At 46.0% G+C, this 23,018-nt stretch carries 25 protein-coding genes; 12 read left to right on the plus strand and 13 right to left on the minus strand.

Translation table 11 applies throughout. The features are described from left to right. Positions 1-4: 4 nt before the first annotated feature. On the plus strand, positions 5-2,638 hold the full coding sequence (gene ppc, locus AACR75_RS13935; RefSeq protein ID WP_026027891.1) for a phosphoenolpyruvate carboxylase: 2,634 nt from the start codon (positions 5-7) through the stop codon (positions 2,636-2,638). Between the two features lie 366 nt (positions 2,639-3,004). Next, on the plus strand, positions 3,005-3,544 hold the full coding sequence (locus AACR75_RS13940; RefSeq protein WP_038149150.1) for a PadR family transcriptional regulator: 540 nt from the start codon (positions 3,005-3,007) through the stop codon (positions 3,542-3,544). Positions 3,545-3,606: 62 nt separating this feature from the next. Here AACR75_RS13940 and cysE read toward each other — a convergent pair whose 3' ends face one another. The 5 genes from cysE to epmA all read right to left on the minus strand — a co-directional run bounded on the left by cysE (position 3,607) and on the right by epmA (position 7,955). Beyond that, positions 3,607-4,428: a serine O-acetyltransferase gene (cysE, locus tag AACR75_RS13945; RefSeq protein ID WP_047690583.1), complete on the minus strand. Its 822-nt coding sequence runs from the start codon at positions 4,426-4,428 to the stop codon at positions 3,607-3,609. An 86-nt stretch (positions 4,429-4,514) separates the two neighbouring features. After that, entirely contained in the window at positions 4,515-5,573 is a 1,059-nt protein-coding gene (gene gpsA, locus AACR75_RS13950; protein ID WP_017043209.1) for an NAD(P)H-dependent glycerol-3-phosphate dehydrogenase, read from the minus strand. A 181-nt stretch (positions 5,574-5,754) separates the two neighbouring features. Beyond that, positions 5,755-6,222: a protein-export chaperone SecB gene (secB, locus tag AACR75_RS13955; RefSeq protein ID WP_013855870.1), complete on the minus strand. Its 468-nt coding sequence runs from the start codon at positions 6,220-6,222 to the stop codon at positions 5,755-5,757. Positions 6,223-6,389: 167 nt separating this feature from the next. Next, complete coding sequence (locus tag AACR75_RS13960) at positions 6,390-6,824, minus strand: rhodanese-like domain-containing protein (protein WP_047690586.1); 435 nt, start codon at positions 6,822-6,824, stop codon at positions 6,390-6,392. Positions 6,825-6,980: 156 nt separating this feature from the next. Next, positions 6,981-7,955, minus strand: a complete 975-nt coding sequence (epmA, locus tag AACR75_RS13965) for an elongation factor P--(R)-beta-lysine ligase (RefSeq protein ID WP_047690588.1) — start codon at positions 7,953-7,955, stop codon at positions 6,981-6,983. 244 nt (positions 7,956-8,199) lie between these two features. Between epmA and frdA the strand changes: the two genes are divergently transcribed. The 4 genes from frdA to frdD are packed head-to-tail and all read left to right on the plus strand — an operon-like array spanning position 8,200 to position 11,548. Beyond that, the gene (gene frdA / locus AACR75_RS13970; RefSeq protein ID WP_013855868.1) at positions 8,200-10,014 is read left to right on the plus strand and encodes a fumarate reductase (quinol) flavoprotein subunit; all 1,815 of its coding nucleotides are present in this window, start codon (positions 8,200-8,202) and stop codon (positions 10,012-10,014) included. Further along, positions 10,014-10,772: a succinate dehydrogenase/fumarate reductase iron-sulfur subunit gene (locus tag AACR75_RS13975; RefSeq protein ID WP_013855867.1), complete on the plus strand. Its 759-nt coding sequence runs from the start codon at positions 10,014-10,016 to the stop codon at positions 10,770-10,772. Before frdA ends, AACR75_RS13975 begins: the two co-directional genes overlap by 1 nt. A gap of 2 nt (positions 10,773-10,774) precedes the next feature. Next, positions 10,775-11,158, plus strand: coding sequence for a fumarate reductase subunit FrdC (gene frdC / locus AACR75_RS13980; RefSeq protein WP_017043204.1), 384 nt, complete (start codon positions 10,775-10,777; stop codon positions 11,156-11,158). A 12-nt stretch (positions 11,159-11,170) separates the two neighbouring features. Continuing rightward, positions 11,171-11,548, plus strand: a complete 378-nt coding sequence (gene frdD, locus AACR75_RS13985; protein WP_010317640.1) for a fumarate reductase subunit FrdD — start codon at positions 11,171-11,173, stop codon at positions 11,546-11,548. 124 nt (positions 11,549-11,672) lie between these two features. On the opposite strand, the gene efp is transcribed toward frdD, so the two are convergent. Beyond that, positions 11,673-12,239, minus strand: coding sequence for an elongation factor P (efp, locus tag AACR75_RS13990; protein ID WP_017043203.1), 567 nt, complete (start codon positions 12,237-12,239; stop codon positions 11,673-11,675). Positions 12,240-12,272: 33 nt separating this feature from the next. Between efp and epmB the strand changes: the two genes are divergently transcribed. After that, on the plus strand, positions 12,273-13,295 hold the full coding sequence (gene epmB / locus AACR75_RS13995; protein WP_019282863.1) for an EF-P beta-lysylation protein EpmB: 1,023 nt from the start codon (positions 12,273-12,275) through the stop codon (positions 13,293-13,295). Positions 13,296-13,366: 71 nt separating this feature from the next. Beyond that, positions 13,367-13,840 carry an MgtC/SapB family protein gene (locus tag AACR75_RS14000; protein WP_013855863.1) on the plus strand — a complete coding sequence of 158 codons (474 nt, stop codon included), beginning with the start codon at positions 13,367-13,369 and terminating at the stop codon, positions 13,838-13,840. Between the two features lie 50 nt (positions 13,841-13,890). On the opposite strand, the gene AACR75_RS14005 is transcribed toward AACR75_RS14000, so the two are convergent. The 3 genes from AACR75_RS14005 to AACR75_RS14015 form a co-directional block, all read right to left on the minus strand. Next, on the minus strand, positions 13,891-14,448 hold the full coding sequence (locus AACR75_RS14005; protein WP_026027420.1) for a VC2662 family protein: 558 nt from the start codon (positions 14,446-14,448) through the stop codon (positions 13,891-13,893). 190 nt (positions 14,449-14,638) lie between these two features. Then, positions 14,639-16,273, minus strand: coding sequence for a chaperonin GroEL (gene groL, locus AACR75_RS14010; RefSeq protein WP_013855861.1), 1,635 nt, complete (start codon positions 16,271-16,273; stop codon positions 14,639-14,641). 69 nt (positions 16,274-16,342) lie between these two features. Continuing rightward, entirely contained in the window at positions 16,343-16,633 is a 291-nt protein-coding gene (locus AACR75_RS14015; protein ID WP_010317634.1) for a co-chaperone GroES, read from the minus strand. Between the two features lie 252 nt (positions 16,634-16,885). On the opposite strand from AACR75_RS14015, the gene AACR75_RS14020 reads away from it, so the two are divergent. Both AACR75_RS14020 and AACR75_RS14025 read left to right on the plus strand, forming a co-directional pair. After that, complete coding sequence (locus tag AACR75_RS14020; RefSeq protein ID WP_017049219.1) at positions 16,886-17,503, plus strand: helix-turn-helix transcriptional regulator; 618 nt, start codon at positions 16,886-16,888, stop codon at positions 17,501-17,503. 116 nt (positions 17,504-17,619) lie between these two features. Continuing rightward, a complete protein-coding gene (locus AACR75_RS14025) occupies positions 17,620-17,958 on the plus strand; it encodes a DUF3135 domain-containing protein (protein ID WP_013855858.1) in 339 nt (112 codons plus the stop codon). 77 nt (positions 17,959-18,035) lie between these two features. Here the strand turns inward: AACR75_RS14025 and AACR75_RS14030 are convergent, their stop codons facing one another. Together AACR75_RS14030 and AACR75_RS14035 are read right to left on the minus strand one after the other, a co-directional pair. After that, positions 18,036-18,461: a DUF805 domain-containing protein gene (locus AACR75_RS14030; RefSeq protein WP_026027889.1), complete on the minus strand. Its 426-nt coding sequence runs from the start codon at positions 18,459-18,461 to the stop codon at positions 18,036-18,038. Between the two features lie 17 nt (positions 18,462-18,478). Beyond that, positions 18,479-18,826, minus strand: a complete 348-nt coding sequence (locus tag AACR75_RS14035) for a 5-carboxymethyl-2-hydroxymuconate Delta-isomerase (RefSeq protein WP_013855856.1) — start codon at positions 18,824-18,826, stop codon at positions 18,479-18,481. A 292-nt stretch (positions 18,827-19,118) separates the two neighbouring features. Here AACR75_RS14035 and tpiA point away from each other — a divergent pair, with 292 nt between their 5' ends. Together tpiA and AACR75_RS14045 are read left to right on the plus strand one after the other, a co-directional pair. After that, positions 19,119-19,892: a triose-phosphate isomerase gene (gene tpiA / locus AACR75_RS14040; protein ID WP_026027419.1), complete on the plus strand. Its 774-nt coding sequence runs from the start codon at positions 19,119-19,121 to the stop codon at positions 19,890-19,892. 147 nt (positions 19,893-20,039) lie between these two features. Next, positions 20,040-21,377 (plus strand): MATE family efflux transporter, encoded by a 1,338-nt coding sequence (locus AACR75_RS14045; protein ID WP_156117121.1) that lies wholly within the window; start codon positions 20,040-20,042, stop codon positions 21,375-21,377. A 105-nt stretch (positions 21,378-21,482) separates the two neighbouring features. On the opposite strand, the gene rraA is transcribed toward AACR75_RS14045, so the two are convergent. Further along, positions 21,483-22,004, minus strand: coding sequence for a ribonuclease E activity regulator RraA (gene rraA, locus AACR75_RS14050; protein WP_047690595.1), 522 nt, complete (start codon positions 22,002-22,004; stop codon positions 21,483-21,485). 76 nt (positions 22,005-22,080) lie between these two features. After that, a complete protein-coding gene (locus AACR75_RS14055; protein ID WP_047690597.1) occupies positions 22,081-22,998 on the minus strand; it encodes a 1,4-dihydroxy-2-naphthoate polyprenyltransferase in 918 nt (305 codons plus the stop codon). Positions 22,999-23,018 lie beyond the last annotated feature (20 nt).

Raw genomic sequence — 23,018 nt, forward strand, 5'->3', positions numbered from 1 at the left:
GACAATGAACGAAAAATACGCTGCGCTCAAAAGTAACGTGAGCATGCTTGGCCGTTTGCTGGGCAACACCATTCAGGACGCCCATGGTGACGTTATCTTAGAGAAAGTGGAAACCATCCGAAAACTTTCAAAATCAGCCCGTAATGGCAATCAAGCCGACCGAGACAGCTTGGTTGAAGAGATCAAAAACCTTCCCAACGAACAGCTCACCCCAGTAGCGCGGGCATTCAACCAATTTCTTAACTTAACCAACATGGCCGAGCAGTACCACACCATTTCACGTCACTGTGAAGAACATGTGTGTGAGCCTGATGCGATTAATTTACTGTTTACTAAACTGAATCAAAATAAAATCAGTAAATTGGATGCTGCTCAAGCGGTACGTGATCTCAATATCGAGTTAGTGCTAACGGCTCACCCAACCGAAATTACACGCCGCACGATGATCAACAAGCTGGTGAAAATTAACGAGTGTCTCTCCAAGCTTGAACTCAGTGACCTTTCATTTAAAGAGCGCCAAAAAACCGAACGCCGTTTAGAACAGTTGATCGCGCAAAGCTGGCATTCAGATGTGATTCGTAAGCAGCGCCCTACGCCACTGGATGAAGCAAAATGGGGCTTTGCGGTGGTGGAAAATTCTCTATGGCAAGCCGTGCCTGATTTTCTTCGTGAATTTGATGAGCACCTCACCAACTACTTAGGTGAAGGACTACCAATTGATGCACGCCCTGTGCACTTCTCTTCGTGGATGGGCGGCGACCGTGATGGTAACCCCTTTGTGACTCATAAAATCACCCGTGAAGTAATGCTGCTTTCTCGCTGGAAAGCGGCCGATCTCTACCTAGGTGATATCAATGAGCTGGTCAGCGAATTGTCGATGACCAAATGCAGTGACGCGCTACGCGATTTGGCTGGCATAGATGAACACGAACCTTATCGCGCTATTCTCAAACGCCTGCGTGAACTACTCAGCGAAACACTGGAAGTGTTGGATGCCAAGATCAATGGCCAACAACTGGCACGCAAAGCACCACTGCAAAATATCGCACAGTTGTGGGAACCGCTTTATGCCTGCTACCAATCTTTACATCAATGCGGCATGGGCGTCATTGCCGATGGCTCGCTGCTTGATACTCTGCGCCGGATTAAAGCGTTTGGTGTGCATCTTGTACGTTTGGATATTCGCCAAGAGAGCACTCGTCACTCTGATGTGATCTCCGAGCTCACCCGTTATTTAGGCATTGGTGATTATGACCAGTGGAGCGAGCAAGACAAAATTGCATTTCTCACCAATGAGTTGAGCTCAAAACGTCCTTTGTTACCTCGTGACTGGCAGCCTTCAGAAGCGGTACAAGAGGTGATCGACACCTGTAAAATCGTTGCTTCTCAGCCTCGCGAAGCCTTTGGTGCTTATGTGATTTCGATGGCTCGTACCGCATCAGATGTACTTGCCGTACATCTATTGTTGCAAGAGTGTGGCTGTCCTTATCGCATGGACGTTTGTCCACTGTTCGAAACTTTGGATGATTTAAACAACGCAGAAACGGTGATCCGCCAACTAATGGGCATTGATCTCTATCGTGGCTTTATTCAAAACCACCAGATGGTGATGATTGGTTACTCTGATTCCGCTAAAGATGCAGGTGTAATGTCCGCCGGTTGGGCGCAATACAGCGCAATGGAAGCTTTGGTTAATGTCAGTGAAGAGGCCGGAATTGAACTGACACTATTCCATGGACGTGGCGGCACCATTGGTCGCGGGGGCGCTCCAGCACATGCGGCACTGCTTTCACAACCACCCAAAAGCTTAAAAGGTGGCTTGCGTGTGACGGAGCAAGGCGAAATGATCCGCTTTAAACTTGGTCTACCAGAAGTAGCGGTCAATAGTTTTACGATGTACGCCAGCGCCATTTTAGAAGCGAACCTGCTGCCACCACCAGAGCCAAAACAAGATTGGCGCGACTTAATGGAGGTATTGTCTGAAGTCTCTTGCGAAGCGTATCGCCATATTGTTCGCGGCGAGCCGGACTTTGTCCCGTACTTCCGCCAAGCAACGCCAGAGCTAGAGCTGGGTAAATTACCGCTCGGTTCACGTCCGGCTAAACGCAACCCTAATGGTGGAGTCGAAAGCTTACGTGCAATCCCGTGGATCTTCTCTTGGAGCCAAAACCGCCTCGTGCTACCAGCCTGGCTAGGTGCGGGAGAAGCAATTCAGTTTTCTATCGATAAAGGACACCAAGCACTGCTGGAAGAGATGTGCCGTGAATGGCCATTTTTCTCAACGCGTTTGGGCATGCTAGAGATGGTTTACTCCAAGTGCAACATTGAAATCTCACGCTATTACGATGAACGCCTAGTCGATGAATCGTTACGCCCGCTCGGTGAGCGTTTGCGTTCTCAATTACAGAAAGACATCAAAGCGGTGTTAAATGTAGAAAACAATGAGAACTTGATGCAAAGCGATCCTTGGGGTCAAGAGTCAATCCGTTTGCGCAATATCTATGTTGAGCCATTAAATATGCTGCAAGCAGAGCTGTTGTACCGCACTCGCCAAACCGAAACCGCACCAGCAGAGTTAGAAGAAGCCTTAATGGTGACTATCGCGGGTATTGCAGCAGGAATGCGTAACACAGGCTAAGTAACAGCATTTTATTTCACAAACTAGCTAAAAGGCCGCCTCTGCGCGGCTTTTTATTTTAAATCACAAAAATTATTGAGCATATTATCAGTTTTTTAAGCTAAACTAACAAAGTATTCTACTTTATGCTTATTATTTAGATATACTACTGCTCCTCTGCGGTAGCATACAAACATAACAAATCGCAGGTCGATATGCGTCACGCATATAATCCTAGGTGATAAACGGCTTTTTAAGGTGACACAACCCATTCCGTCAATAGAACGGTGGGTGTTGCTAAAACTCATTCATGATTGATGCCATCAGAAGCACAACACGAGTTTGAGCAAGTTGTTTTTGAGTTTATTAACCATTTGGATTAAAGACATGTCATTACCACACGTTATCCTCACTGTTTTGAGCACTCGCGATGCCACAGGGTACGACATCACAAAAGAGTTCTCTTCGAGCATTGGCTATTTTTGGAAAGCCAGCCACCAACAAGTTTACCGCGAACTGAATAAAATGGGTCAACAAGGCCTAGTCACTTGTGTATTAGAACCGCAAGATGGCAAGCCAGATCGTAAAGTTTACTCCATCACCGATGCAGGTCGCAGCGCTTTAGGTGAATGGTTTGACCAACCTACAGCTCACCCAACCGTACGTGATGAATTTAGCGCTAAATTGATCGCTTGCTCGGTACAACCAGCAACACCTTACCGAATTCAACTGGGTGAATTAGTTGAAGAATCGAAAAAACTGGTTGCTCACTACAAAGAGATTGAGTCTGCGTACTATGCAACACCAGCTACCCTTGATAAGCTACAGCGCCTTGAGCGTCTAACACTACGCCGCAACCTACTGGTTCGCCAAGCGTGGGTTGATTGGGCTGAAGAAGTGCTTGCTGAACTCGATGCAATGGCTTAATGCCAACCATAAAAAAGGGTGATGCTCTGTGAGCATCACCCTTTTTGTTTTCCGCGACCAAATCAAATACCATCACCGGCAATGAAACTTTGAGAACGGCCATTAAATTGTTGGTCCATATCTAACGAAGGCTTATCGGTTTGCGGACGACCGACAATTTTGGCTGGCACTCCAGCGACAGTAGTGTGCGGAGGCACCGATTGCAATACCACCGAACAAGAACCAATTTTCGCCCCTTCGCCCACTTCAATATTACCGAGAATTTTGGCACCCGCGCCAATCATCACGCCTTCACGAATTTTCGGGTGGCGATCGCCGCACTCTTTACCCGTTCCGCCTAGCGTTACATCTTGTAAAATAGAGACATCATTCTCCACCACCGCGGTTTCACCGATCACAATGCCCGTAGCATGGTCAAGCATGATGCCGCGACCAATACGTGCAGCAGGATGGATGTCCACTTGGCAAGCTACCGAGATTTGGTTTTGAAAATAGGTAGCCAACGCCACTCGACCTTGCTTCCATAACCAGTTCGCGACGCGATAGCCTTGTAAGGCATGGTAGCCCTTGAGATAAAGTAGAGGCATTGAAAACATAGATACCGCGGGGTCACGATTGACAGTCGCGCAGATGTCACACGCCGCCGCTTCCATAATGCTGGGGTCTGCGGCAAATGCCTCTTCGACCACTTCACGCACCGCCATCGCTGGCATTGAGGCCGTATTCAGCTTATTGGCAAGAATGTAGCTCAAGGCCGAGCTTAAACTATCATGCTTAATAATAGTGGCATGATAAAAACTAGCCAGCATCGGTTCTTGTTCTGACTGCTCGCGCGCCTCTTTGACTATGGCTTGCCACACTTTGAGTTTTTCGCAATGTTTCATCGTTGGTTGATCACCCTTCCTCATCCAATCTCTAGAGCGTCAATGTAGATTGCTAATAGGCTTTGTGCCTAATCATGAGCAATGAATTAGCGTTCTGCTTTTTTATCACGAGCCAGCAAATCTTGTGCTGCAACACGCGCATCTTTTCCTTGATACAGCACTTGATAGATTTGATCAACTATTGGCATTTCAACCTCCATGCGCGCCGCTAATAACCACACCTCTTTGGTGTTGCGATAACCTTCAACCACTTGGCCAATTTCTTGCTGCGCCGTATCCACATCTTTTCCTTGTCCCAGCGCCAAACCAAAGCGGCGGTTACGTGATTGGTTATCGGTGCAAGTGAGTACTAAGTCACCCAATCCGGCCATCCCCATAAAGGTTTCAGGCTGAGCACCTAACGCTGCACCCAAACGGCACATTTCGGCCAGACCGCGCGTAATCAATGCAGTACGCGCATTCGCACCAAAGCCAATCCCATCGGACATGCCAGCGCCAATCGCAATCACGTTTTTAACCGCACCACCTAGCTGCATACCAATAAAATCACTATTGGCGTAAACGCGGAAAGTTTTGCTGCAGTGAATTTTGCCTTGCAGATCTTCGACAAACTGCGCGTCAGGCGAAGCAACAGAAATTGCGGTAGGCATTCCCATCGCCAACTCTTTAGCAAAAGTCGGCCCAGATAACACTGCCAATGAATAGCGCTCGCCAATGGTGTCATAGGCCACATCCATCAGTAACCGGCCCGTTTCAGGTTCAAGCCCTTTGGTTGCCCAACAAATACGGGAATCATCACGTAAGTGAGGCTTTAAACTATTCATAACAAGGCCAAATACGTGGCTCGGAACTACAACCAACAAATCGCGGCTCGCTTGTACCGCTTTTTTCAAATCGGTTTCCACAATCAGCGAATCGGGAAAATCAATACCGGGTAAAAATTCTTGGTTAGCACGATCAGCGTCAAGACGAGCCATATGCTTAGCATCGTGTCCCCAAAGGACAACATTAGCACCGTTACGTGCTAAAGAAATCGCCAGAGATGTGCCGTAAGAACCCGCACCAACTACTGTCATGGTGATCGCTTTACCGTAAATACTGTTAGGATCTGTCATTGTTTCGTCCATTGCTATTCGTGTTGTCATGTTATACCTAAATTCCTTCCGATACAGCTTTCAATACGGAGTAACAAGGAACGGAGGTATTGGCATTCGAAATAAACAAAAAATGCACAACGCACCATCATTATCTGGGATGCTTTGTGCATTTTTTATCATCAAAGTCTGACGTGGAACGCCAACGTTAATGATCTCACGTCATTAACGATTAAGCTTCTGCTTGCTCGCCTTGAGTCGCTTGTTGTTGTAGGTAGTTCATGAACAATGCATCAAAGTTCACTGGTGCAAGGTTAAGTTGTGGGAATGTCCCTTTAACAACTAAGCTAGAAATTGTTTCACGTGCATATGGGAACAGAATGTTCGGGCAGAATGCACCTAAACAATGAGCAAGTTGACCCGCTTCCATTTTTTCAGCAGTAAAAATACCACCTTGTTGCACTTCGCATAAGAACGCGATTTCTTCCGCGTTTTTCACTGTCACCGTTAGGCGTAATACGACTTCATACACACCCTCACCCAGATCACGACTTTGAGTGTCAAGATCCAACTTCACATCTGGATTCCACTCTTTTTGGAACATAACAGGTGAGTTTGGCGCTTCAAAAGAGACATCTTTTAGAAAGATACGTTGAATTGCGAAATTTTGTTGTGCTGTTTGTTGTGCGGCTTCAGCCATGATTAAATCCTTAAATACTTACAAATTCAGTGTTGCTTTTAGACTAACCGAGCTGATTTCGAATGACTAGATGAGCTCACGATTACGTGGAAAACATCACAACTCTTAGCATCAAATGCTGGCTTTTCAGCCAGCACACTCAGTTCAAGATAACCGCGATCAGTGAATTATTTATTGCCACGAACCAATGGCAAGTTCGCTTCATTCCAAGCTACAAGACCATTTTTCAGTAAATTCACATTCTCAAACCCAGCTTTAGCAAGCAGGTTGGCACTCTCTTGCGCGGTTTGACCCGTTTTACATACCACAATGATTGGGTCAGACTTGTGCTTTTCAAGGCTAGCCAAGTTACCGGATTTAATATCTGACGGTAAAATGTGAACCGCATCGGTAATATGGCCTTTTTTAAATTCATCTTTCGTGCGGATATCGACAACAACACCGTTTTCACGATTCATTAAAAGCGTCGTTTGTGAAGCGGTGATCTCTTTATAGGCTGCCGTGGTTGATTTCACGATGCTTATGATTAAGGCGACGAGAATACCTACCCATGCCAAAGATAGAATCATATTGTGTTGGAAAAATTCGATGTACTCTTGCATATTCTGTGCTCTTGCAATGTGGGCTTAAAATCAGACAAGGAGTATAACGAGGTTGTCAGCCAGACGCGAGGGCTTACATTGCATAATAAGAAACTGTTGCCGTTTTTCAGCGCGCTCATCGCACTACAAGCGCGCAATCCACATCAGCTTAAAAGCTTAAGCTATCGGAAAAGGAAAAGCCGTCACGTTATCAATATGATCTTGGCCTAACGCCAGCATAATCAAGCGATCAATACCAAGCGCTACTCCTGAACATTCAGGTAAGCCAGCCTCTAACGCTGCTATCAAGTGGTAATCAATCGGCTGTTCGACCAGCCCCATCGTTTTACGCTTTTGGTTATCCGCTTCAAAACGAGCCAGTTGCTCTTGTGGGTTGTCCAGCTCATGAAAACCATTCGCAAGTTCAATCCCTTTGAAATAGACCTCAAAGCGATCCGCAACACGATGATCTTGCGGGTTAATCTTAGCTAGTGCCGCTTGTGATGCAGGAAAATCGTAAACAAAAACGGGTACCTGTTGACCAATTTCCGCCTCAACACCGACACTAAATAGCAGTTGCAGTAAGGTATCTCTATCCTCTTCTGGCTCAGCAATGTCACTTAGACCTAATCGGCTCGCAGCCGCTTTTAACTCGTCCATTGAGCCTTCTAACGGACAAACCCCAAGTACCTGCAAAAATGCTTGTTGGTAACTCATCTTCTGCGCCGATCCACACTGCAAAATAAGTTGCAGCAATTGATCCATCTCATCCATTAAATCATGGTGAGTAAAACCAACCCGATACCACTCTAACATCGTAAATTCTGGGTTGTGATAGCGGCCATTTTCCTCGTTGCGAAACGCTTTATTGATCTGATAAATCGAACCACTCCCCGCCGCCAAAAGTCGTTTCATATGAAACTCTGGGCTCGTCATTAAATAAAGTTGACGGCCATCAGCATACCCTGGGCCAACAAATTGGGTTTGGAAGGTTTGCAAATGAATGTCGGTTACCGTGGCATGACTCATGGCTGGTGTATCGACTTCCAATACATCTCGTAGTTCAAAGAAATGGCGGATCTGCTTGAGTAACTGAGCACGCTGTTTGAGTTGTGATATTGATGCGGTTGGCATCCAGTTTTTTCTATTCATGTTCTGGCACACATAAGTTTGGATGATATGAATTTTACTGACTTAAAGCGCAATTCCAAATTCTAACGTGATTATTATCACACAAAGAAAAATAAGTATGCTCGCGCTTGCACTTCCGAAGCAAAAACCTAACAGAATCAATTTTTTCCTTACACAGCTCTTCTACACTACCCGTACCACTTAAGGCTTACGAACCTTTAACTATAACAAGCGGATTTTCCGCATCACACACCGGAGGATAACTGTGCAAATTATCACCACAGATATCGCAGTCATCGGCGCAGGCGGCGCTGGTCTTCGCACTGCAATTGCAGCCGCTGAAGCAAACCCTGATTTAGAAGTTGCTCTGATTTCTAAAGTTTATCCTATGCGATCTCATACGGTTGCAGCGGAAGGAGGCTCAGCAGCAGTTATCAAGGAAGAAGATAGCCTTGACAACCACTTCAACGATACCGTTGGTGGGGGAGATTGGCTATGTGAACAGGATGTTGTTGAATATTTTGTAGCCAACTCGACCCGCGAGATGGTGCAAATGGAACAGTGGGGTTGCCCATGGAGCCGTAAAGAAAATGGCGAAGTCAACGTACGCCGTTTTGGAGGCATGAAAGTCGAACGCACTTGGTTTGCGGCTGACAAAACAGGCTTCCACATGCTTCACACCCTCTTCCAAACTTCAATGAAGTATCCACAAATTAATCGATTTGATGAGTATTTCGTGGTGGATCTACTTGTTGAAGATGGCGAAGTTCAAGGGCTTATCGCGATTCATATGTCCGAAGGTGAGCTAGTAACCATCAAAGCAAAATCTGTGGTATTAGCCACTGGTGGCGCGGGCCGTGTGTACCACTGCAACACCAACGGCGGCATTGTAACCGGTGATGGTATGGCGATGGCTTATCGTCATGGCGTCCCTCTACGCGATATGGAGTTCGTGCAATACCACCCAACTGGCCTACCTGGCACGGGTATTTTGATGACGGAAGGCTGCCGCGGTGAAGGTGGTATCATCGTCAATAAAAATGGCTATCGTTATCTGCAAGATTACGGTATGGGCCCAGAAACTCCAGTGGGTCAGCCTAAAAACAAATACATGGAACTCGGTCCTCGCGACAAAGTTTCTCAAGCTTTCTGGCATGAACAACAGAAAGGCAACACCATCAAACATCCGCTTGGTGATGTGGTGCTGCTTGATCTTCGCCACCTTGGTGAAGAGTACTTACAAGAGCGTTTGCCGTTTATCTGCGAATTGGCGAAAGCTTACGTCAACGTTGACCCAGCAAAAGAGCCGATCCCAATTCGTCCAACCGTACACTACACCATGGGTGGTATCGAAACGGATGGACAATGTGAAACGCGCATCAAAGGTCTGTTTGCTGTCGGCGAATGTGCCTCGGTTGGCTTGCATGGTGCAAACCGTTTGGGTTCTAACTCATTAGCTGAATTTGTGGTCTTTGGCCGCGTTGCGGGTGAAAGTGCAGTGAAACGCGCAGCGGAATTCAAAGGTTGGAACGATGAATCTATCGCCAAACAAGTCAAAGCCGTAGAAGAGCGTATTGCAGCGTTAATGAACCAAGAAGGTGATGAAAACTGGGCCACCATTCGCACTGAGATGGGTCACACCATGGAAGCGGGTTGTGGTATCTACCGCCAAGAAGATTTAATGCAAGCGACGATTGATAAAATCACCGAGCTAAAAGCACGCTACAAGAACATTAGCATTAAAGATAAAGGCAAAGTGTTCAACACCGACCTTCTGTACGCTATCGAAGTCGGTTATGGCCTTGAAGTGGCTGAAGCTATGGTTCACTCAGCTATCTTGCGTAAAGAATCTCGCGGTGCGCATCAGCGTTTAGACGAAGGTTGTACTGAGCGTGATGATGTGAACTACCTCAAGCACTCTTTAGCTTTCTATCAACCTGATGCCGCTCCAAGTATCGACTACAGCGCGGTTAAGATCACGAAATCTCAGCCGAAAGCTCGTCTCTATGGTGAAGCGGCAGAACAGGCTGCCGCTGCGGAAAAAGCGGCAGAAGAGAAAAGCGCAGAGGAGCAAAAATAATGTCAGCAAATCGCATTCAAAAAGTAGACATTTTGCGCTACGACCCAGAAAAAGATGCTAAGCCACACCTGCAAGCGTTTGAAGTTCCTTTTGATGACACCATGTCAGTGCTCGACGCAATTGGCTACATCAAAGATAACCTCGATAAGGATCTCTCTTATCGCTGGTCTTGCCGTATGGCGATCTGCGGTTCGTGTGGTGTGATGGTTAATGGCGTACCTAAATTGGCTTGTAAAAGCTTCCTGCGCGATTACCCTAATGGCGTGAAAATTGAACCTTTAGCCAACTTCCCAATTGAAAAAGATTTGATCGTGGATATGACTTCGTTTATCGAGCGTCTTGAAGCCATTAAACCCTACATCATTGGCAACGATCGCAAACCTGAAGATGGCACCAACTTACAAACGCCAGAGCAAATGGCCAAATACAAACAATTTGCTGGTTGTATTAACTGCGGTCTTTGCTACGCGGCCTGCCCTCAGTTTGGTTTGAACCCTGAGTTTATTGGTCCTGCAGCATTAACCCTTGCTCACCGCTACAACTTAGATAGCCGTGACCATGGTAAAGCCGAGCGTATGAAGCTTATCAATGGTGATAACGGTGCTTGGGGTTGTACCTTTGTTGGTTACTGCTCTGAAGTGTGTCCAAAACACGTTGATCCAGCAGCAGCCGTCAACCAAGGCAAAGTTGAATCTTCAATGGACTTCGTGATTGCCATGCTAAAACCTGACGGTTCACCAAAGAAAGTGGAGGGATAAGGATGAGTAACCGTAAACCTTACGTTCGTGAAATGACACGCACTTGGTGGAAAGATCACCCATTCTACCGCTTCTACATGTTGCGTGAAGCAACGGTACTGCCACTGATATTCTTTACCTTATTCCTTACCTTTGGCTTGGGCTGCTTGGTTAAAGGCCCTGAAGCATGGGAAGGCTGGCTAAGCTTTATGGCAAACCCAATTGTGGTCGCAATCAATATCGTCGCGTTGGCGGGGAGTTTGCTGCATGCACAAACCTTCTTTAGCATGATGCCGCAAGTGATGCCAATCCGCTTGAAAGGTAAGCTAATCGACAAGAAAATCATCGTATTAACTCAGTGGGCTGCGGTTGCGTTTATCTCACTGATTGTTCTCATCGTGGTGTAGGAGCTTATAGTCATGAACAACAATTATAAGGTAAATCGCACGCCAAAACGTTCTGATGAACCTATCTGGTGGGGGCTGTTTGGTGCCGGTGGAACATGGTTTGCGATGATTACCCCGATCACCATTCTCGTGTTGGGTATTTTAGCACCATTAGGCATTATCGATGCTGAAGCAATGAGTTATGAACGCGTTTCGAGTTTTGCGACTAGCATCATCGGCGCACTGTTTATCATTGGTACATTAGCCTTACCGATGTGGCATGCCATGCACCGTGTTCACCACGGTATGCATGACCTAAAATTCCACACCGGTTTAGTGGGTAAAATCGCTTGTTATGCGTTTGCTGGGCTGATTTCCGCGCTCGCTGTCGTTTTTATCTTTATGATTTAAAAATAGAAAAGTGATGACATCAAAGAGCTGCCTCGGCAGCTCTTTTTTATTACAGCACTCACTCAGCTTTGGAGCAATAAAAAAGGCCGCTTACCGAGCGACCTTCTTACTTACTTTAAGGTGATTATTTGACTCGACCTACGTATTCGCCAGAGCGGGTATCCACTTTGATCACTTCACCGATAGAGATGAACAGTGGCACACGTACCACAGCACCTGTGACCAACGTAGCAGGTTTACCACCCGTACCTTGCGTATCACCTTTCAAGCCTGGATCAGTTTCAGCCACTTCAAGTTCAACAAAGTTTGGTGGCGTTACCGCAATTGGGTTGCCGTTCCAAAGCGTCAACATGCAAGTGTTGTTTTCCACTAGCCATTTTGCGCTTTCACCCACCGCTTTATTATCCGCCGCAATTTGCTCGAATGTTTCATTATTCATAAAGTGGTAGAATTCGCCGTCGTTATAGAGATAATCAAGATCGATATCCATTACGTCAGCCGTTTCTACTGAATCACCTGACTTAAATGTTTTTTCCAACACTTTGCCAGAAAGAAGTTTACGGATTTTGACACGGTTGAAGGCTTGGCCTTTACCTGGTTTCACATATTCATTTTCGAGAATGACACAAGGCTCATTATCAAGCATAATTTTGAGACCGCCTTTAAATTCATTCGTGCTAACAGTAGCCATTTTTTCCTCTTACCATTCTTCGAGTTAAATTCAATGCCGCATATAATAACCCGAAAACTTGATTCTGTTGAGCAAAACTGGCTTCAACAATTAACGAATGCGATCTCAAACCCTGCCGAACTTCTCCAGCAGTTAGAGATTGATCCTGCCCTTTGGCAAAACGGGTTTGCCGCACGCAAACTCTTCGCACTACGAGTGCCACAAAGTTTTGTCGATCGCATGGAAAAAGGAAACCCTTACGATCCCCTGTTGCGTCAAGTTTTGCCACTCAATGAAGAGTTTGAATGGCATGATGGGTACTCAAATGATCCGCTTGATGAGCAAAACAATGCCATTCCGGGATTGCTGCATAAATACCGCAACCGAGTGCTAATGATAGTCAAAGGTGGTTGTGCAATTAACTGCCGTTACTGCTTTCGTCGTCATTTCCCCTACCAAGAGAATAAAGGCTCAAAGCAGGTGTGGCAGCAAAGCGTCGACTATATTGCCGCGCATCCCGAACTCAATGAGGTCATTTTATCGGGCGGTGATCCGTTAATGGCGAAAGATGAAGAACTGCGTTGGCTCATCGATGCAATCAGCAGCGTGCCTCATATTAAACGATTGCGTATTCACTCGCGCTTACCCGTGGTGATCCCCGCTCGAATCACCGATGCATTGTGTGATTTACTGCGTGAAACTCGCTTACAAGTCATTTTGGTGACGCACATTAACCATGCCAATGAAATCAATCTAGAATTCAAACAGCAGATGAGTCGTCTACGCGCCATCAATGTTACCTTACTCAACCAAGGTGTATTGTTAAAAGGTGTCAATGATAGCGTTGATGCGCAAGTCGCGCTCAGCGAAACGTTATTTGATGCAGGAATTTTGCCTTACTACTTGCATGTGCTGGATAAAGTGCAAGGCGCAGCGCACTTTTTTGTTAGTGATCAAAAAGCAAAAGAAATAATGGCAGGTGTCATTGAGCGAGTCTCGGGCTATCTTGTTGCTAAGCTAACTCGAGAAATCGGTGGCAGAGCCAGTAAAACGCCACTCGATCTGCATCTTGAGTAATTACAGAACTTCAAAGAGCGGTTCGGTGTCAATCAACGAACTCTTACCTTCATACTTTTGGGAAAACCATCATGCAATCTCTCGGACAATTTCTTGATCTTAGTCCATTCAGTTGGTCTGCATTATTGTGCTGTGCTATCAATGGGTTACTGATTGGCGTTGAACGCCAAACCCGCGGTAAACCTGTGGGTATTCGCACGTCAATATTAATTATCTCAGGGACTTATCTCTTTCTAGCGATGGCCGTATCACTGTCCCCTAACACCTTAGATCAAGCTCGCGTGCTTGGACAAATTATTACTGGGGTTGGTTTTTTAGGCGCAGGCGTGATGATGACTCAAGATGGGAAAATCCATGGCGTCACCTCGGCCGCTGTTATTTGGGTACTGGCATCACTGGGATTGATGATCGGTCTTGGTTACTTACAGCAATCCATCATTATCACGGTATTAGCATTGTGTGTGTTGTATGGCGTGGATAAGGTGGAAAATAGCTTTCAAAGTTTGCGCCGTGGTGTTCATCAACGCTTTCGTCGTCGTACATAAGGTGAAAAAAAGAGCAGCTTAATGCTGCTCTTTCGATTTCAATTCATCGGCTATTTAGCAAAGTTGATGATAGGAAAACACTTAAAGAAACCGTTATCCGCACAGTTAATTAGACCAACCTGAACACCTTCAATTTTTGTGGTTTTGTTGAACAAACCCACTTGCACTTTCGATGTATCAGAGAAGTTTGCTGCACCAACATCAACCATGGTATTACCTTCAGAGTAGTTCACTAGACTGACGTTAGCACCTTGTACATTGTTGGTCAGATTCACTACACCCACGTTAGCACCCACGGTTTGCCCTGTATTCCAGTTTAACAAACCGAGTGAAGCACCGGTCATCTCTTGATTGACTTTCGATGCCCCTAAAAGACCTAAATTTACACCCGTCGTAGAGTCAGTTTCAGATAATCCAACAACGGCGAGATCTAAGCCTTTAACTTCATTCACTTTACCGTAAAGAGCCGCAACACGAACACCTGATACCGCATTTTCATCCGGCGCATTGAAGTTATTGATGGAAGAAAACATAACTGGAGTGCCAGCCATCGCAACAGAAGAAGATAACGCAGCCACTACGGCTAGTGCTGAAAGTACTTTTTTCATAAAGATCTCCATTGACCAATGAAACCGTTAATATTGGGTTTGTTCACGCTATTTCACTCACATCATCACCAAATTGTGATCAGTGAAGAGACGAAGTCTAGAAGAGTCGGATCACTCAAACGTCAGGATTGAGCTAATTATGCGAAAAAAAACCGGAGGCAAGCTCCGGTTTCTTATTGAGAGAGGATGATTACATCATCCCTCCCATACCGCCCATGCCGCCCATATCAGGCATTGCCGCTTCTTTCTTCGGTAGCTCAGTCACCATAGCTTCTGTGGTGATCATAAGGCCCGCGACTGAAGCTGCGAACTGTAGCGCACTACGAGTCACTTTGGTTGGATCCAAAATACCCATGTCGATCATATCGCCATATTCACCCGTCGCAGCGTTGTAACCATAGTTACCTTCACCAGCGCGAACATTGTTAGCCACAACAGAATCCTCTTCGCCCGCGTTTTTCACGATTTGACGAATTGGTGCTTCCATCGCACGTAGTGCAACACGAATACCTACGTTTTGCTCTTCGTTGTCACCTTCAAGGCCCGCAACTTTAGCAGCCGCACGGATCAGTGCAACACCACCACCCGCAACCACGCCTTCTTCAACGGCTGCGCGAGTTGCATGCAGTGCATCTTCTACGCGATCTTTCTTCTCTTTCATTTCAACTTCAGTGGTTGCACCGACTTTGATCACTGCAACGCCACCTGCCAGTTTGGCCACGCGCTCTTGTAGTTTTTCTTTGTCGTAATCTGAAGTTGCGTCTTCAATTTGTTGACGAATTTGTGCAACGCGACCTTTAATGGCTTGCTCTTCACCTGCACCATCAATGATGGTGGTGTTTTCTTTAGTGATAGAGATGCGCTTCGCTTGGCCTAGATCTTCCAAGGTCACTTTTTCAAGCTCAAGACCGATCTCTTCAGAAATCACAGTACCGCCCGTTAGGGTAGCAATGTCTTGTAGCATCGCTTTACGGCGATCACCAAAACCAGGTGCTTTCACGGCAGCAACTTTTACAATGCCACGCATGTTGTTCACAACCAGCGTCGCCAATGCTTCACCTTCAACATCTTCCGCCACAATCAGTAGTGGACGAGAAGCTTTTGCTACCGCTTCAAGTGCAGGAAGCAGTTCGCGAATGTTAGAAATTTTCTTATCAACCAATAGGATGAATGGGCTATCTAGATCAACACTGCCCGCTTCTTGGTTATTAATGAAGTAAGGAGATAGGTAACCACGATCAAACTGCATACCTTCCACTACATCGAGTTCATCTTGCAGTGCTTGGCCTTCTTCAACAGTGATAACGCCATCTCGGCCCACTTTTTCCATCGCTTCAGCAATGATGTTACCCACGCTTGAATCCGAGTTCGCAGAAATAGTACCCACTTGCGCAATCGCTTTAGTGTCTGAACAAGGTACTGAAAGCTCTTTCAACGCTTCAACCGCCGCCACGACAGCTTTGTCGATGCCACGCTTAAGATCCATTGGGTTCATACCCGCTGCTACAGCTTTCAAGCCTTCAGTGATGATCGCTTGCGCTAATACCGTTGCGGTTGTCGTTCCGTCACCCGCTGCATCGTTAGCTTGAGAAGCAACTTCTTTCACCATTTGTGCACCCATGTTCTGGAATTTGTCTTCCAGTTCAATTTCACGCGCAACAGTGACACCATCTTTGGTGATAATAGGTGAACCAAACGATTTATCTATCACAACGTTACGGCCTTTAGGGCCAAGGGTGACTTTTACTGCATCGGCTAGAATATTAACGCCTTCTAGCATTTTAATACGTGCATCGTTACCAAATTTAACGTCTTTAGCAGCCATCTTTAATTTCCTTTTCTAAATTCTGTTTTAATCAATCGTTTTTGAATCAGAGCAAAAATTACTCAATGCTTACTCGACAATCGCCATGATGTCGTTTTCAGACATAATGAGCACTTCTTTACCGTCGATCTTTTCCGTTTTAGTACCGTAGCTTTCTGCAAAAATAACCGTATCACCTACTTTGACATCCAGCGGTTGTACCGAACCATTTTCAAGGATTCGGCCTTTGCCTACTGCTAAGATGACGCCGCGAGTCGATTTCTCTGCAGCGGAACCTGTTAGAACAATGCCACCAGCAGATTTAGATTCAACTTCTTGGCGTTCAACGATAACTCGGTCGTGTAATGGACGAATGTTCATCGGTCGTCTCTCCTGATTAGATTTTCCGTTAGGTTTATGAAAAGGCTGATTACTCAGCTCGTGAGTGATATGTGGGGGAGCAAGCAAGGGATCCCAAGGGGGGAAAGCGAAAATTTTGTGATCTATTTAACGAATTGATAGCGAATCTTGGTTCTGTGCTGACAAAAGTTACTAGCGGCTCATCCTGTATAGTCAATAATTTGCTTTATTAAGCTGCTTCTTCATAATAGATAAGGCAAACAGAGGAATGCGATGAAAACCATTGACCGAATACTTCAAACCATCAAACGCGATGGAGCGGTAACCGCTAAACGACTGGCCGACGACCTAGGAATTACCACCATGGGGGCTCGCCAGCACCTACAAAGTTTGGAAGATGATGGCATTGTGGCGTTTCATGATGTCAAAGTAAAAGTCGGACGCCCTACTCGACACTGGTCTTTGACACAACAAGGCCACGACCAATTTGCTGATCGGCATGGCGAGTTGATCATCCAAGTGATTGATGCTGTTGAGCACCTTTTTGGTAAAGAAGGACTAGCTAAAGTGGCGGCAGAGCGTGAAGCTCACACATTAGCACAGTATCAACAAGCATTAATTGATTGCCACAGTTTAGAAGAAAAACTAGCTAAGCTAGTGACGCTTCGTGAGCAAGAAGGCTATATGGCAGAGCTCATACCATCACCGAACGGTTACACTTTAATTGAGAACCATTGCCCTATCTGTAAAGCTGCGGCACGCTGCCCTAATCTGTGCCAATCTGAACTTAATATTTTCCAAACGTTGATCGGTGAGCAATATGTAGTTGAACGGAGCGAACACATTATTATGGGTGAGCGTCGCTGCCGTTATCAAATCACACCACGCTAAGATCGTCTCATTAGTAAGAAATGGCGATTTCGTTCCAACTCCTACCTTATTGATCGGTTATGCTTTCATTGTGTTGATAAAATAATCAACAGAGAAATAGTGTAAAGGAGAAAGATATGGAGCCCCCTCAAAAACAGGCCTTACCTTCTTTTGATGAGTTGGTTGAACTTGCCAAACATAATCCAGATGCCTTTACGCAACTGAAAAAAGATATCTGTGAAGAGATGATCCTCTCCTCTTCCAACAACATGCAAGACAGGTTATGGGCTCAGCAAAGTCACATTGACTTGGTGGTGAGCCAATGCAAAAACCCTGTCCATGCTAATGTTATGCTGATGCGTGAGCTCGGCGAACAGATGATGAAATTTAGAAATGCCTTAGATGGCGAATCGGCGCGCACTCAACCGAGCGCGACCATCATTCCATTTGTGCCGCGCCACAGCGACTGGCGTTAACCTCGCTATTTGAAGCTTTTTAAAACAACAGGAGGCATTGGCCTCCTGTTGTTTTATCAATTTGTTTTCTATCAAGTTTACTCAGGTTCAGGTCCGTAGCGGTTGCGGCTTTGCGTTCCCTTCATAAAACCACATTCGACTAAAATCCATGAGCCACAAACCAGTGCGACCAGCGATACCAATGACTCTGTCATACTGGCTTGAGTGGCAATCTCGGCACTAGCAAAAGGCATACTCATACGGCCTATCACCAAGGGGACATTAAGCAATAACCACCAAGCAGACTTATCTCTGTCATGCCAACGTTTTACCGTGATGGCCAAATCAGGCAGTAACACCACTAGCAAAAACAGCGGCAAGATCAGGTGCGTATAGGCAGGAAATATTTGGTTTGCAGCGAGTGCGAAGCCCATAATGGACGCGTAATAACAGAGATTCCACATCCAAAATACTTTGCGCCCGATGCGTCCTTGAAATGAAAATAGCAGTTCTTTAATTGACATCTTGTTACCTAAAATGGTTAATTTACAACCTTTTGGAAGCAATCTTTATCCATATCACGCACATTCACGGTCAGACTCCTGACTTGACTAGCTTGCTGTTGCAATACCGTCATTAATTGACGTGACAACTCTCTTTTTTGTTCAGGTGTCCGCCCTGACAGCAAATCAAAGCTGAGGTGAATAAAATCAACACTGTCGCCCTCTTCACCAATGCACCAATGGTGGCAGCGTAGCGCCCGTGATTTCACTGAGTCAGCGTCAAATAATCCGCAGCGAAGTGCGACTTGGTGAAGATCTTCCAATAACCCTTGAACATTCACACGTTCATCCACAGAGTTCGAGTATTCCATAACAAGGTTGGGCATACGAATTCCTTTTCTTCATTCATGAGCAAATTTCAACACTGGTGAGCCTTATTGGTATCACTAGCTTTTCTTTTAACAGCCACTAATAGCAATTAATCTCGTAAAATCCGAGCCATTATCGGCTATTCTGTCTATCTGATCACTGATAAGGGGTGTCACGCATTGCTTAAGATCCCATAAAGTCATGACTCGAATCATGATCTGACCGATTTTATCTGTTATATTCTTTCGCAATCACGTTTATTTTTGACATTCATTCATTTTAACTTTGATAGATAATGGAGATATTCCTATGCGTCATCCTGTAGTTATGGGTAACTGGAAACTAAACGGCAGCAAAGAGATGGTTGTTGAGCTGCTAAATGGTCTGAATGCAGAGCTTGAAGGCGTAACGGGTGTTGACGTAGCCGTTGCTCCACCAGCACTTTTTATTGACCTAGCAGAGCGCACTCTGACCGATGCGGGTAGCGCGATCATTCTGGGTGCCCAAAACAGCGACGTACACAACAGTGGCGCATTCACTGGCGATATGTCTCCAGCAATGCTGAAAGAATTCGGTGCAACACACATCATCATTGGTCACTCTGAGCGTCGTGAATACCACAACGAATCCGATGAATTTGTGGCGCAAAAATTTGCATTCCTAAAAGAAAATGGCCTAACACCAGTACTTTGTATCGGTGAATCTGAAGCACAAAACGAAGCTGGCGAAACAGTAGCCGTATGTGCACGTCAACTTGACGCTGTGATCAACACTCAAGGTGTTGAAGCGCTAGAAGGTGCGATCATCGCTTACGAACCAATCTGGGCGATCGGCACAGGTAAAGCAGCAACAGCAGATGATGCTCAACGTATTCACGCTGCCATTCGCGCGCACATTGCTGCAAAATCAGAAGCAGTCGCGAAGAATGTCGTTATCCAATACGGCGGTTCTGTAAAACCTGAAAATGCAGCAGCTTACTTCGCACAACCAGACATTGATGGTGCTCTAGTTGGCGGCGCAGCACTTGATGCGAAAAGCTTTGCAGCTATCGCAAAAGCAGCAGCTGAAGCGAAAAAAGCGTAATTATTCACACTAATTATCGTTAAGAAGGTCAGCATTTGCTGGCCTTTTTTGTTTCTTCACTCGCGTCACACTTCCCATCCCAGCAGCTATAGTCGCGATCGCCAGAATCAAGTATCCTAACGTTTTGCTTAACCTACGTTGCCAGTAATGCACGATAAACACGGCCTATTAACCGCCCCAATTCCAAATGTGCTCAGTCAAATGACGATCCCAATGATTTTTGGTTTGATCGCGATTTTGATGTTTAACTTGGTCGACACCTTTTTTATCTCACTGCTGGGCACCGAATCTCTTGCCGCCATCAGTTTTACCTTTCCCGTCACCTTTGCGGTTAACTGCATCACCATGGGAATTGGTATTGGACTTTCGACGAGTATTGGCCGCTTACTCGGTCAAGGTGACGCTAAAAATGCAGCGCGTTTTTCCAGTCACGGCGTGTTACTGGCTGTGGTGCTGGTGACATTTGCTTCAATTCTGGGTTTACTGACCATTAAGCCACTCTTCCTACTGCTTGGTGCCACTGACGATTTAATCCCTTTGATTGAGCAATACATGCAGGTTTGGTATTTGACCATTCCTTTGCTCGTTATTCCCATGGCTGGTAACAGCGCAATTCGAGCCACGGGTGACACCAAAACACCGGCTAAAATTATGATGCTCGCAGGTTGTATTAACGGTCTGCTCGATCCGCTGCTGATTTTTGGTTATGGCCCTTTCCCTGAATTAGGAATCCAAGGTGCTGCTATTGCCAGTGCATTCAGTTGGTTAGGCGCACTGTGTGGATCGCTATATGTCTTAATCAAAAGAGAAAAATTATTGGCATGGCCGTATTTTCCTACTTTATGGCATGATTGGCAGCAGATCTTAAAAGTGGGCACACCAGCGGCACTCTCCAATGCAATGAATCCACTCTCTGGCGCGCTATTAATGATGATGCTGGCCAGTCATGGCACGACTGCAGTAGCCGCTTACGGCGCCGCGCAGCGTATTGAGTCGATACTCATTTTGGTCTTGATGTCACTAACCTCAGCACTGACTCCCTTTATGGCACAAAACATCGGCGCAAAAAATATTGAGCGTAGCTTTGCTGGCCTGTTCCTAAGCATGCGTTTTTCTATCGTATTTCAATTGATGATTTTTGCGATGATGGTACCGCTGAGCATCCCTTTGTCAGCCCTATTTTCTCAAGAGCCCTCGGTGCGCGATCTATTGTGGCACTATTTGCTGGTGGTGCCACTGAGCTATGGCTTTCAAGGCATTGTGATGATGCTTGTATCTGGATTGAATGCATTGCATCAACCCATGCGCGCCTTTCAGTGGAGCGTGATGCGGCTATTTGTGTTCACTCTTCCTGCCGCGTGGTTAGGTTCGTATCTCTATGATGTCGAAGGGCTGTTTATCGGGATTGCCGCAGGCAATACCTTAGGTGGGCTGCTGGGTTATTACTACGCCCTGCGTCTAAAACGAACTTACCTGTTTCGCTAATGCTACCATTTATCTGGTTGAGCACGTCGTGGTGAACTAAATATAAAAAAGCCAGCATTCATGCTGGCTTTATCACTTAGAAGCATCGCCTTTCAGCGCGAGAAACTACTCTTCAATCTCGTCAAGGTCATCATCTAAGTCCATATCCACATTTAAAGGCTCAGGAGATAAAATAATACCCGTATTATCAGCGTACAAATAATCTTCAGGTAGGAAAGTGACGCCACCAAAATTGACAGGCACATCCACTTCACCGATACCTTGATTGGATGCTCCAACAGGAATAGAGGCGAGCGCTTGAATGCCGATGCTCATCTCTTCGAGTTCATCCACTTCGCGGACACAACCGTAAACAACGATGCCTTCCCACTCATTTTCTTCAGCAAGAGCGGCCAATTCTGCATCAATCAGCGCACGGCGCAGTGAACCACCACCATCAATTAACAGCACCCGTTCTAGCCCATCTTGCTCTAATACTTCACGGATTAAGCCATTATCTTCAAAACATTTAATCGTCGTAAGCTGGCCAGCAAAGGATGCGCTTCCACCAAAGTTACTAAACATTGGCTCCACCACATCGACTTGGTCGAGATAAATATCACATAACGCAGAGGTGTTGTATTCCATAATGGTTCTTCTCTTGCCGAAAATTATCTTCACCGAGTATATAGGGTCATTAAGTCATTGCAATGACAAGCGACAATTAACTCGTCAGAGTTTGAGCTATAACAATTCCAACAAACAACAAGTTGGTGATCAGTGAACATTTGACGATAGCGGGCATCATAGGTGCTATCTGCGCAGGTTGATCACTCACCCACACCGCTTTACTGTGTTTTACCACTACCACAATGCTCAACAAAAAGGGCAAACTTATCCACGTTGGGCTGCTTTGCATCACTAAATACCAAGCAAAAGCGGTCACCGCACCCGCCAATAGCATAAAGTGATATTGCTTGGCACGCGTTTGCCCAAGGCGTACGGCAACGGTTTTTTTACCGCAAACTGCATCATTTTCAATATCACGCATATTGTTGACATTGAGCACAGCGACCGCCAATAAGCCACAGCCTAACGCGGGTAAGAACAGGCTCGGTTCCACATGGCCGGTATGCAAGAAATAGGTTCCAGACACCCCAAGTAAACCAAAGAAAATGAATACGGATAAATCACCTAAGCCGACATAGCCGTAGGGTTTGTTACCGACCGTGTAAGCAATCGCGGCCACAATAGCGAGCACGCCCAGCCCGACAAAAGCCAGAATACTTTGCACACTATCCAGTGCATAAAAAATCAACACCAAACCCGAGATAACCGTCAATGTGATGTTAATCAGCATCGCTTGCTTCATATCATCGAGCGTCACCGCACCGGACTGAATCGCTCTGATTGGCCCTAAGCGAGCCTCATTATCCGTACCCTTGACCGCATCACCATAATCATTTGCAAGGTTGGATAAGATTTGTAATAAAGTTGCGGTAAGCAGAGCAAGCAGCGCTACTGGCAACGAAAAATGGCCCGATGAGAAAGCTAACGCGCTGCCCGTTAAAATAGAAACTAGCGCGAGAGGGAGCGTTTTAGGCCTGGCCGCATCAAGCCAGATATGGAGCGAATTCTTCATGCAAGGTCACTGCCGTTCAA

The organism is Vibrio sp. ZOR0018 (assembly GCF_963865925.1).
GTDB classification, from domain to species: Bacteria; Pseudomonadota; Gammaproteobacteria; order Enterobacterales; family Vibrionaceae; genus Vibrio; species Vibrio anguillarum.

What these genes read in the sequence shown, in the direction of transcription:
- tpiA (WP_026027419.1), top strand. Translation starts at nt 19,119, where the DNA reads ATGCGTCATCCTGTAGTTATGGGTAACTGGAAACTAAACGGCAGCAAA.
- frdD (WP_010317640.1), top strand. Translation starts at nt 11,171, where the DNA reads ATGAACAACAATTATAAGGTAAATCGCACGCCAAAACGTTCTGATGAA.
- AACR75_RS14005 (WP_026027420.1), bottom strand. Translation starts at nt 14,448, where the DNA reads ATGAAAAAAGTACTTTCAGCACTAGCCGTAGTGGCTGCGTTATCTTCT.
- AACR75_RS14000 (WP_013855863.1), top strand. Translation starts at nt 13,367, where the DNA reads ATGCAATCTCTCGGACAATTTCTTGATCTTAGTCCATTCAGTTGGTCT.
- AACR75_RS13960 (WP_047690586.1), bottom strand. Translation starts at nt 6,824, where the DNA reads ATGCAAGAGTACATCGAATTTTTCCAACACAATATGATTCTATCTTTG.
- secB (WP_013855870.1), bottom strand. Translation starts at nt 6,222, where the DNA reads ATGGCTGAAGCCGCACAACAAACAGCACAACAAAATTTCGCAATTCAA.
- epmA (WP_047690588.1), bottom strand. Translation starts at nt 7,955, where the DNA reads ATGAATAGAAAAAACTGGATGCCAACCGCATCAATATCACAACTCAAA.
- efp (WP_017043203.1), bottom strand. Translation starts at nt 12,239, where the DNA reads ATGGCTACTGTTAGCACGAATGAATTTAAAGGCGGTCTCAAAATTATG.
- AACR75_RS14025 (WP_013855858.1), top strand. Translation starts at nt 17,620, where the DNA reads ATGGAGCCCCCTCAAAAACAGGCCTTACCTTCTTTTGATGAGTTGGTT.
- gpsA (WP_017043209.1), bottom strand. Translation starts at nt 5,573, where the DNA reads ATGACAACACGAATAGCAATGGACGAAACAATGACAGATCCTAACAGT.
- AACR75_RS14015 (WP_010317634.1), bottom strand. Translation starts at nt 16,633, where the DNA reads ATGAACATTCGTCCATTACACGACCGAGTTATCGTTGAACGCCAAGAA.
- ppc (WP_026027891.1), top strand. Translation starts at nt 5, where the DNA reads ATGAACGAAAAATACGCTGCGCTCAAAAGTAACGTGAGCATGCTTGGC.
- AACR75_RS14035 (WP_013855856.1), bottom strand. Translation starts at nt 18,826, where the DNA reads ATGCCCAACCTTGTTATGGAATACTCGAACTCTGTGGATGAACGTGTG.
- AACR75_RS14045 (WP_156117121.1), top strand. Translation starts at nt 20,040, where the DNA reads ATGCACGATAAACACGGCCTATTAACCGCCCCAATTCCAAATGTGCTC.
- rraA (WP_047690595.1), bottom strand. Translation starts at nt 22,004, where the DNA reads ATGGAATACAACACCTCTGCGTTATGTGATATTTATCTCGACCAAGTC.
- AACR75_RS14030 (WP_026027889.1), bottom strand. Translation starts at nt 18,461, where the DNA reads ATGTCAATTAAAGAACTGCTATTTTCATTTCAAGGACGCATCGGGCGC.
- AACR75_RS14055 (WP_047690597.1), bottom strand. Translation starts at nt 22,998, where the DNA reads ATGAAGAATTCGCTCCATATCTGGCTTGATGCGGCCAGGCCTAAAACG.
- cysE (WP_047690583.1), bottom strand. Translation starts at nt 4,428, where the DNA reads ATGAAACATTGCGAAAAACTCAAAGTGTGGCAAGCCATAGTCAAAGAG.
- AACR75_RS13975 (WP_013855867.1), top strand. Translation starts at nt 10,014, where the DNA reads ATGTCAGCAAATCGCATTCAAAAAGTAGACATTTTGCGCTACGACCCA.
- AACR75_RS13940 (WP_038149150.1), top strand. Translation starts at nt 3,005, where the DNA reads ATGTCATTACCACACGTTATCCTCACTGTTTTGAGCACTCGCGATGCC.
- AACR75_RS14020 (WP_017049219.1), top strand. Translation starts at nt 16,886, where the DNA reads ATGAAAACCATTGACCGAATACTTCAAACCATCAAACGCGATGGAGCG.
- epmB (WP_019282863.1), top strand. Translation starts at nt 12,273, where the DNA reads ATGCCGCATATAATAACCCGAAAACTTGATTCTGTTGAGCAAAACTGG.
- frdC (WP_017043204.1), top strand. Translation starts at nt 10,775, where the DNA reads ATGAGTAACCGTAAACCTTACGTTCGTGAAATGACACGCACTTGGTGG.
- groL (WP_013855861.1), bottom strand. Translation starts at nt 16,273, where the DNA reads ATGGCTGCTAAAGACGTTAAATTTGGTAACGATGCACGTATTAAAATG.